General features: G+C 36.2%; 11 protein-coding genes and 1 tRNA gene. All 12 read left to right on the top strand.

The window, feature by feature from the left end; genetic code table 11:
• Positions 1 to 4 precede the first annotated feature (4 nt).
• The 12 genes from FB551_RS00375 to FB551_RS00430 all read left to right on the top strand — a co-directional run bounded on the left by FB551_RS00375 (position 5) and on the right by FB551_RS00430 (position 9,623).
• Positions 5 to 628 carry a WbqC family protein gene (locus tag FB551_RS00375; RefSeq protein WP_185097546.1) on the top strand — a complete coding sequence of 208 codons (624 nt, stop codon included), beginning with the start codon at positions 5 to 7 and terminating at the stop codon, positions 626 to 628.
• A gap of 79 nt (positions 629 to 707) precedes the next feature.
• Complete coding sequence (locus tag FB551_RS00380; protein ID WP_142013939.1) at positions 708 to 2,390, top strand: S8 family serine peptidase; 1,683 nt, start codon at positions 708 to 710, stop codon at positions 2,388 to 2,390.
• A 124-nt stretch (positions 2,391 to 2,514) separates the two neighbouring features.
• Positions 2,515 to 3,006 (top strand): lipocalin family protein, encoded by a 492-nt coding sequence (locus FB551_RS00385; RefSeq protein WP_047433063.1) that lies wholly within the window; start codon positions 2,515 to 2,517, stop codon positions 3,004 to 3,006.
• 26 nt (positions 3,007 to 3,032) lie between these two features.
• Positions 3,033 to 3,722, top strand: coding sequence for an OmpA family protein (locus FB551_RS00390; RefSeq protein WP_047433060.1), 690 nt, complete (start codon positions 3,033 to 3,035; stop codon positions 3,720 to 3,722).
• Positions 3,723 to 3,829: 107 nt separating this feature from the next.
• Positions 3,830 to 4,717 (top strand): decaprenyl-phosphate phosphoribosyltransferase, encoded by an 888-nt coding sequence (locus tag FB551_RS00395; RefSeq protein ID WP_047433059.1) that lies wholly within the window; start codon positions 3,830 to 3,832, stop codon positions 4,715 to 4,717.
• On the top strand, positions 4,714 to 6,033 hold the full coding sequence (locus FB551_RS00400; RefSeq protein ID WP_142013943.1) for an FAD-binding oxidoreductase: 1,320 nt from the start codon (positions 4,714 to 4,716) through the stop codon (positions 6,031 to 6,033). Before FB551_RS00395 ends, FB551_RS00400 begins: the two co-directional genes overlap by 4 nt.
• Positions 6,033 to 6,758: an SDR family NAD(P)-dependent oxidoreductase gene (locus tag FB551_RS00405; protein WP_047433053.1), complete on the top strand. Its 726-nt coding sequence runs from the start codon at positions 6,033 to 6,035 to the stop codon at positions 6,756 to 6,758. The genes FB551_RS00400 and FB551_RS00405 overlap by 1 nt, the downstream gene beginning before the upstream one ends.
• A gap of 3 nt (positions 6,759 to 6,761) precedes the next feature.
• Complete coding sequence (locus FB551_RS00410) at positions 6,762 to 7,349, top strand: HAD-IB family hydrolase (protein ID WP_047433050.1); 588 nt, start codon at positions 6,762 to 6,764, stop codon at positions 7,347 to 7,349.
• A gap of 24 nt (positions 7,350 to 7,373) precedes the next feature.
• Positions 7,374 to 7,841 carry a hypothetical protein gene (locus tag FB551_RS00415; RefSeq protein WP_047433047.1) on the top strand — a complete coding sequence of 156 codons (468 nt, stop codon included), beginning with the start codon at positions 7,374 to 7,376 and terminating at the stop codon, positions 7,839 to 7,841.
• Positions 7,842 to 7,843: 2 nt separating this feature from the next.
• Positions 7,844 to 9,019, top strand: a complete 1,176-nt coding sequence (locus tag FB551_RS00420; RefSeq protein ID WP_047433043.1) for a cysteine desulfurase family protein — start codon at positions 7,844 to 7,846, stop codon at positions 9,017 to 9,019.
• An 85-nt stretch (positions 9,020 to 9,104) separates the two neighbouring features.
• Positions 9,105 to 9,422: a thioredoxin gene (trxA, locus tag FB551_RS00425; protein ID WP_027374941.1), complete on the top strand. Its 318-nt coding sequence runs from the start codon at positions 9,105 to 9,107 to the stop codon at positions 9,420 to 9,422.
• A gap of 127 nt (positions 9,423 to 9,549) precedes the next feature.
• A tRNA-Asp gene (locus FB551_RS00430) sits at positions 9,550 to 9,623 on the top strand.
• Positions 9,624 to 9,637: the final 14 nt, after the last annotated feature.

Raw genomic sequence — 9,637 nt, forward strand, 5'->3', positions numbered from 1 at the left:
CATTATGAATATGACGAATGTATTATTGCCGGCATTTTATATGCCCCCAATCTCATGGTTCTCAGTGTTTTTGAACCCTGAGAATGAAATTGTATTTGAACAGTTTGAAAACTTCCCGAAGCAGACCTATAGAAACAGAGCCAATATTTATGGAGCCAACGGAAAATTATCATTAATAATTCCTATCAACCATAACGGAAAAAGAGAATTTAAAGATGTTGAAATCTCTTACCGTGAAGACTGGAGAACACTTCATTGGAAATCCATTAAGACCGCATACCAGAGCTCTCCTTATTTCGAGTATTATGAAGATAAGTTCAGAAAAATATTTGACCTTAAAGAAAAGTTTCTTCTTGATTTTAACCTTAAAGGGATAGAAGTGATCCAACAGATACTGAAAACAGAAAAGGCACACTCTTTGAATGAAGAATATATCAAAAATCCAGAGAGTATTAATTTCAGAGAAAAGTTTTCAGCAAAACATCCTTCGGAATTTCAGATGGAAGAATATTATCAGACATTTTCTGATAAATTAGGATTTTTGGAAGACCTTTCGGTTCTTGACCTTATTTGTAATAAAGGCCCGGAATCATTGGTATATATAAAAAATATAAAACAATCATATTAGCATACAATCGCTGCTAATGAAACTTTCAGTTTAAAACATGCGGCGATTGACATATGTCTTTAAAATTAAATATCAACATATGAAAAAGGTATTATTAGCTGCAGTTTTTTTTGCAGGTTTTAGCTTCTCCTATGCACAGGAATCTAAAGCTAAAAGTATTGATCCCAACGAAGATAAAGATCTGATGACATGGTATCATAAAGATTTTACAACTTCAAAAGTATATGGAGTAAATACGGCAAATGCTTATAAATATTTAGAATCTAAAGGACTGAAGCCTAAAACCGTAGTGGTGGGAGTATTAGACAGTGGAGTACAGGTAGATCACCCCGGATTGGTAAAGAACCTATGGTCAAACCCTAATGAAGTTCCCGGAAATGGTAAAGATGATGATGGAAACGGATATATTGATGATGTACACGGATGGAACTTTATAGGAGGTAAAAACGGTGATATTGATATCGATAACATGGAAGTAACAAGAGTAGTTGCCAAATATAAGCCTGTTTTCGAAGGAGATGATTCCGCAAAAAATAAAGCCAACCAGGCTAAGATGAAGGAGGAGTTTGAGATGTATATGAAAGCCAAAGATATGTTCAATAAAAAAAGTATCGAGGCAAAACAAAACTTTCAGACCTATTCTATGCTAAACGAGCTGATCCCCAATATGGTAAAGCTCCTGGGAGGGAAACCTGTCACTGCTGAAACTATTGCTGCGATCAAAGCTCCAACAGATCAGAAAGATGCCATTGCCCTGGATTTCCTAGGTCAGATTTCACAAAGTCCTGAATTTAAAGGAAAATCAGCAGAGGAATTCGAAAAAAAGATGAAGGAAGAAATGAAAGATGCCATCGATCATTTTGCTCCTGCAGCAAAACAATATGACCTTTCATATGATCCAAGAAAAGAAATTGTAGGGGATAACTACGATGATTATTCTGAAAGAATTTATGGAAATAATCACTATGAAGGACCGGATGCAGAACACGGAACCCACGTGGCTGGTATTATTGCCGGACTTCCGCAAGGAAAAGAAGTTCAGTACGGAGTAGCTTCCAAAGTAGCTAAAATCATGTCTGTAAGAACAGTTCCGAATGGTGATGAAAGAGATAAAGACGTTGCCAATGCCATCAGATATGCCGTAGATAACGGTGCAAAAGTATTAAATATGAGCTTTGGAAAACCTGTTTCTCCAGGTAAAAATGTTGTCTGGGATGCTTTCAAATATGCCGAAGATAAAGGAGTTCTTTTAGTAAAGGCTGCAGGTAATGAAAATGAAGATGTAGCAGAACATCTGGCATATCCTACCAACTTTAAAAACGTTACGGACGAAAAACCGTTTGTAAGCAATGTTCTTGTAGTAGGGGCAAGTACCAATAAAAACAATGCCCTGAGAGCAGATTTTTCTAATTACAATAAGAAAATGGTCAATGTTTTCGCTCCGGGAGAAGAAATCTATTCTACCGTACCTAAAAATGAATATAAATATCTTCAGGGTACTTCTATGGCTTCCCCTGTGGTAGCCGGAGGAGCAGCTGTTTTACTGGCTTACATGCCGGATCTTAAACCTTATCAGATCATTGAAGCTCTTGTGAAAAGCAGTAATCCGAGTACAGCAGATGGATTCGGAGACCAATCTCAGGCTGGTGGAGTGATTGACCTGAAAAAAGCTGCAGAATACGCTTATACCAATTTCTATAAAGGTAAACCTTCAGGCACAGCCAAGCCTTCGAAATCCGTAAAAAAGGCTGTTAAAAAATAATTTATCTCCCTGTATTTAAGGAGAAACCATAAAGAGTCCGAATTTTTTCGGACTTTTTGTTTTTTATTTTAAATTTTGGCACGGTTTTTTGTAACTTTATAGTAACAAAATAATAAACAACAAAATGAAAAAGTTACTACTTGCAGGGATGTTGGGAACATCACTTTTTGCAGTTTCGTGTTCCTCTGTTAACAAAGCAGCTACATCTCAAAATCAAAGAGCCGACTTCCTGAAAATGAAAGGAGATTGGCAGATTGTAAGCATAGATTATGATAAAGGTTATAAAATTAAACCTTTTGACGAAGGTGCAGACGCACAGTGCTTCGTAGGAAGCCACTGGAGATTGATTCCTAATAACTGGACTGGAGCGTATACTTTAAACGGTGGTGGAGATTGCCCGGCAATTACACAGCCTATTAAATTTGAAGTGAAAGGAGGTAATACTTTTATGTTTAAAAAAATTGCTTCAGGTACTAAAGCAAAACAGAATACAGCAGGTTACAGTCTTACAATGATCAATCAGTCTACAGATCAGTTTTCACTTGAGCAAGATGTTCCGTTTGAAGGGGGTAATGTAAAAGTAGTTTACAACTTCCAGAGAACAGGAATGAAATAATTTATCAACATAAAAGATCAAAAAAAATGAAATTTACAAAAACATACGTAGGAGCCCTTTTCTTGTCATCAGCATTATTATTGACAAGCTGTGAAGCGGTTCAAAATTCAAATCACCAACAAAGAGGTACAGCAGTAGGTGCTGCTTCAGGAGCAGTACTTGGAGGTATTCTTGGAAATAATGTAGGTAGAGGAGGAAACGGTGCTATCGGAGCTGTATTAGGAGGTATTATCGGAGGTGTTGCTGGTAACGTTATCGGTAATAAAATGGATAAGCAGGCGAAAGATATTAAAGAAACTTTACCAGGAGCTCAGGTAGAAAGAGTAGGAGATGGTATTAAAGTAACGATGAATGAAAGTATCGTTAACTTCGCTTTCGACTCTTCAAACCTTACTTCTGTTGCACAAACAAACCTAGATAAATTAGCTGAAGTACTGGCTAATAACCCGGATACAAACATCAATATCTATGGTCACACAGACAGCAAAGGTGCAGATGCTTACAACCTTAAACTTTCTCAGAGAAGAGCTGATGCTGTGAAAGCCTATTTATCAGGAAAAGGAATTGCATCAAACAGAATGTTTACAAAAGGTGAAGGAGAAGCAATGCCTGTAGCTAGCAATGATACTGAAGAAGGAAGAGCTAAAAACAGAAGAGTAGAGTTTGCAATTACTGCCAATGAAAAAATGATTAACGACGCCAAACAAGGCCAATAGTTAATTTAATATATAAATATTTTCGTAAAAGACCGCCCCGGCGGTTTTTTTTGTATTTTTATGCTAGAAATTTTGAATTTATTATTTTTGTATTTGAAATAACATAAATGAAGAAATATTTAAAACTGCTCCGTGTGGAGCAATGGGTGAAAAACCTTTTTGTATTTGTCCCTCTATTCTTTTCAGGTAATATTACTAATATAGATCTGCTTCTCAAAAGCATTTTTGCATTTGTTATATTTTCACTTGCAGCAAGTGTGGTCTATATCCTGAATGATTATAATGATATTGAAGCAGACAGAAAACACCCTGAAAAGAGAAGAAGACCTCTGGCGAGTGGAGCTATTTCAAAATCAAAAGCGATAGGAATTCTTATAGGTCTTATCATTGCAGATATTGGTCTTGTATTTTTTACTCAACTTTATTTCCATGAATTTCTTTGGAAATTTGCAATTATCATAGGATTTTATGTGGTTATGAATCTTGCCTATACTTTCAGGCTGAAGCATGTTCCTATCATTGATATCTTTATTATTGCCATAGGATTTGTATTACGTGTACTGGCTGGAGGATATATTACCGGAATCAGTATCTCACAATGGGCAATTCTGCTGACATTTGTATTGGCTTTGGTACTGGCAATAGGAAAAAGAAGAGGCGAGCTTATCAATGCTCAGGTTTCTGGAAAAACCAGAAAAGCATTGGATGGATATAACGTTCAGTTTGCAGATATTGCTTTATCCATTTCTATTACGCTGGCTATTGTCTGCTACCTGATGTTTACCTTATCCCCTGAAGTTCAGGAAAGATTTCACGAAAGAGTTTTTTATACTGTGATTTTCGTGGTATTCGCGTTGTTAAGGTATCTGCAGCAGACCCTTGTTTATAACAGAACGGAATCTCCTACAAAAATTGTTTACAGAGACCGTTATATACAGGTTACTTTATTGCTTTGGGTAGTTACATTTTTAATCCAAATTTATTTTAAGAAATGAAACCGAATTTCATACAGAAAGTTACAAACTGGGGAAATTTCCCAATAGTAGAGAAGGAAATGAGATCTGAGGACAGTTTCAGAAAAATAAAGGAATTTGTACTCAATCACAACGAAGTTATTGCAAGAGGAAACGGAAGATGCTATGGAGATGCTTCGTTAGGAGAATCTATATTTTCAACAAAAAAATTAAATAAATTCATCAATTTTGACCGTTTAAATGGGATAATAGAATGTGAATCCGGAGTATTGCTTTCAGATGTACTGGAAATTGCAGTTCCGCAGGGATATTTTCTATACGTTACGCCCGGGACAAAATTTGTATCAGTAGGAGGTGCTATCGCTTCTGATGTTCATGGAAAAAACCATCATGCAGAAGGATGTTTTTCAGAATATGTGATCGAGTTTAAGCTAATGACTGAGAAAGGGGAAATTATTACCTGTTCCAGAGAGGAAAATGCAGAAAAGTTCTGGGCTACTATTGGTGGAATGGGACTTACAGGCATTATCCTTACAGCGAAATTTAAACTTAAAAATATAGAATCCGCATACATCCGTCAGGAGAGTATAAAAGCTGAAAATCTGGATGAGATATTCAAATTGTTCGATGAAAGTGAAAACTGGACCTACACCGTTGCCTGGATTGATTGTCTTCAGAAAGGAAAAAATATCGGGAGAAGTATTCTTATGAGAGGAGAACACGCTTTCCAGCATGAACTTCCCCAGAGTTTTTCAAAAACACCTTTAAGATTAAAGAAGAAATTTTCTCCTGCCGTTCCGTTTTATTTTCCAGGATTTGTACTGAATGCTCTTACTGTAAAAATATTCAATTGGTTATATTATAAAAAGCAAACTAAAAAGGAAGTGAAAAACTTTATCAATTATGAGACGTTTTTCTATCCTCTGGATGCTATCACAGATTGGAATAAAATTTATGGAAAGTCAGGTTTTATACAGTATCAGATGGTAATTCCTAAAGAAACCGGAAAGGAAGGGATGAAAAGAATCCTTGAAACAATTGCCAAAAGTGGTAACGGATCATTCTTAGCGGTTTTAAAACTTTTTGGAAAAAACAATCCTCAGGCTTACAATTCATTCCCTGTGGAAGGGTATACACTGGCTTTGGATTTTAAAGTTAATTCAAAACTGAAAAAACTGGTAGATCAGCTGGATGCTATTGTTCAGGAGTTCGGAGGAAGAATTTATCTTACCAAAGACAGCATGAGCAGGTCGTCACTTACCAGTTACCTGAAAAATATTCAAAATCCTAAATTTGTGTCTTTACAGCACAAAAGAATCATAAATAATAATTCATAATGATAGTTCTGGGAAGTACATCTGAAGTGGCACAGGCTTTTGTGGAAAAAGCACTTCAGGAAGGAGAAAAGTTTGAAAAAATTTATCTTTTTACCTCAAATAAAGAAACTACAGAGCGTTTTGCAAGACATATTGATGTTAAGTTTCTGCAGCAGGCGGAAGTCGTGGAGCTTGATCTGACGAAAGAAATTGATTACAACAGATTTGATAATATCAATTCAAATGTATTATTTTGTGCCGTAGGATATTTGGGAGAAGGAACTGAAGAAGGATTGTATGATAACAGAAATACCGAGCGTATTATTGATATCAATTATTCAAAGCTGGTTCCTGTGATGAATTATTTTGCTCAAAAATTTGAAAGCAGAAGATCAGGAACAATAATCGGGCTTTCATCAGTGGCTGGAGATCGGGGAAGGCAGAGTAATTTTATCTATGGAAGTGCAAAAGCAGCTTTTACGGCTTATCTGAGTGGTTTGAGAAACTATCTTTTTGATAAAAAAGTACATGTTCTTACCATAAAACCCGGATTTATGGAAACCAAGATGACGGAAGGTCTGCCTTTAAATCCAAAACTGACAGCCACTCCGAAACAGGCCGCTTCCTGTATTTACAAAGCCTTCAAAAAGCAAAGGAATGTGGCATATGTTTTGCCTGTTTGGAGTATTATTATGATGATTATCAGGAATATCCCTGAATTTATATTCAAAAAATTAAAGCTTTAAAAAATGAAAAAATTGTATTGTTTTGATTTTGACGGAACCCTCACGTATAAAGATACCATGTTTATGTATCTTAAATTCTATGATTCTACAAAATATCATATACAATTTTTAAGACATGTACCTCTTTTTATTCTGCTGAAGCTGAAACTGGCTGAGACAGAAAAAGTGAAAAAAAGCTTTATAGGTTCTATTTTAAGAGGCCAGACCCAGGAAAAAATTGAACAGAAGTCTAAACAGTTTTTTGAACAGCATTATCCTAAAATAGTGAGGGAAAATGCATTAGACTTTATAAAAAATATCGATAGGAATAATACACAGAGTTTATTGGTAACCGCATCATTAGATATCTGGGTGAAGCCTTTTGCTGAAGAACTGAAAATGGAGCTTGTTTCTACGCGGGCAGAGTTTAAAAACGGGGTTTTCACAGGAAATTTTGTAGGGAAAAACTGCAATGGAAAAGAAAAACTGGTGCGAATTAAAGAAGAAATCAACGATTCTAAGTACGATAAAATTATTGCATTTGGTGACACTTCAGGAGATCGGCCAATGTTGAAATGGGCAAATGAGGGACATTACCAATTTTTTCACTAATTTTGGGAGATAAAATTGTAAAAAATGAAAAGCCTGTTAATTGCATGTGCAGCAATCTTTATGAGCTGTGCAGGCACTTCATCTCAGAAGTCTTCTGCTGTGCAGGGAAATACGGAACTCCTGGTTTCTGAAAATCAGGGCGGAACCGATAGTCCCGGCTTTAAGATTATTAAAGACGAAAAGGATTTTCGCAACATTATCAGAGGAAGTTTTGGTATCGCAGAAGTGGGGAAGGAATCTTACATCAGCTACCCGAAATTTCCGAAAAATAAAAAAGTTGTTTTATACAATTTGGGAAGCTTCAGATCAGGGAGTCATAAAATTGAAGAGATCAAAAGTATATCTGTGAAAAATCAGATTTTATATGTAGAAGTTCCGGCCGGAGAACCTTCCGGTGGTATGGAAATTCAGGTGATCTCTAGTCCTTGGTTTATATTTACTGTTCCCACAGATTACAAATTTACCTCTGTAGAATTAAAATATTCAAAATAATAATGGATAAAGTATATTTAGATAATGCCGCAACCACTCCGCTTGCAGAAGAAGTTATAGATGCTATGGTTGGCACTATGAAAATGAATTTCGGAAACCCGTCTTCAACACACAGTTTTGGTCAGGAAGCAAAGATCCTTATTGAAAATGTAAGAAGACAGGTTGCAGACTATCTTCATGTAACTCCTGCTGAAATCATTTTCACTTCCTGTGGTACCGAATCAAACAACATGATCATCAAATCCTCGGTAGAACACCTGGGAGTAGAAAGAATCATAAGCTCTCCCCTGGAACATAAATGCGTTTCTGAAAGTATTCTGGATATGAAAAGCAGAAAAGGAGTGGAAGTAAACTATATCCGCCCCAATGAAAAAGGAGATATTGATCTTGCTAAATTAGAAGAACTTTTAAAAGCTTCAGATAAAAAAACATTGGTAAGCTTAATGCACGCCAATAATGAAATAGGAAATATCATTAACCTTAAACAGGTTGCCCAACTGTGCAAAGAGCATCATGCGCTGTTCCACTCAGATACCGTACAGACAATGGCTCATATGAACCTTGATTTCTCCGATATCCCTGTGGATTTTGCATCGTGCAGTGCCCATAAATTTCATGGACCAAAAGGAGCTGGATTTGCATTTATCAGAAAAGCAACAGGCTTAAAAGGAATTATTACCGGAGGACCTCAGGAAAGAAGCCTTAGAGCGGGAACAGAAAATGTTTGCGGTATCGTAGGATTAGGTAAAGCATTAGAACTTTCTCTGAATCATATGGAGGAATATACCAACCATATGCAGGACATTAAAAATTACGCAATTGAAAGACTTTCTGCCGAAATTGAAGGAATTAAATTCAACGGAAGAAGTGCTGAAAAGGAAAACAGCCTTTATACAGTTTTAAGTGCATTATTACCTTACAAGAACCCATTGATAGGACTTCAACTGGATATGAAAGGTATTGCAATTTCTCAGGGAAGTGCATGCTCATCCGGAGCATCAAAACCTTCGATGGTTATGATGATGGTGCTTTCTGAGGACGAAATGGATCATTGTACTCCATTACGTATCTCGTTCAGCCATATGACAACAAAGGCAGAGATCGATACACTGGTCAATGCACTAAAGGAAATTTCAAGCGACTACACTATAGAAAAAACTAATGTTGAGCATAGATAGTCTTATGCTTTAAAAAGCGTAATTTTGAATATCCAAATAAAGGATTAAAAGAAAAATAATATTAATTAAAATAAAAGAAACAAAAATGGCTTTAGAAATTACAGACAGCTCATTTCAGGATACGGTTTTAAAATCAGACAAACCGGTATTAGTAGACTTCTGGGCAGTATGGTGTGGACCTTGCAGAACTTTAGGACCAATCATCGAGGAAGTAGCATCAGATTTTGAAGGTAAAGCAGTAGTTGGAAAAGTAGATGTAGACAACAACCAGGAGATTTCTATGCAGTATGGTATCAGAAATATCCCTACCGTTCTTATTTTTAAGAATGGAGAAGTAGTAGATAAATTAGTAGGTGTAGCTCCAAAAGAGGTAATCGCTGAAAAATTAAGCGCTCACTTATAAAAAAAAATAAGTTTGATAATGAACGCCTTCCAGTATTGGAAGGCATTTTTTTTAAAATAATTTGCAGATAACAAAAAAAGTTGTAATTTTGCAACCACGAAAAAGAAACGACGTTCTTTAAAATAATGATCCGGTAGTTCAGCTGGTTAGAATGCCGCCCTGTCACGGCGGAGGTCGCGGGTTCGAGTCCCGTCCGGATCGCAGAAGTTTTTCTC

The sequence above is a fragment of the Chryseobacterium aquifrigidense genome (assembly GCF_006716485.1).
In the GTDB taxonomy this organism is placed as follows: domain Bacteria; phylum Bacteroidota; class Bacteroidia; order Flavobacteriales; family Weeksellaceae; genus Chryseobacterium; species Chryseobacterium vietnamense.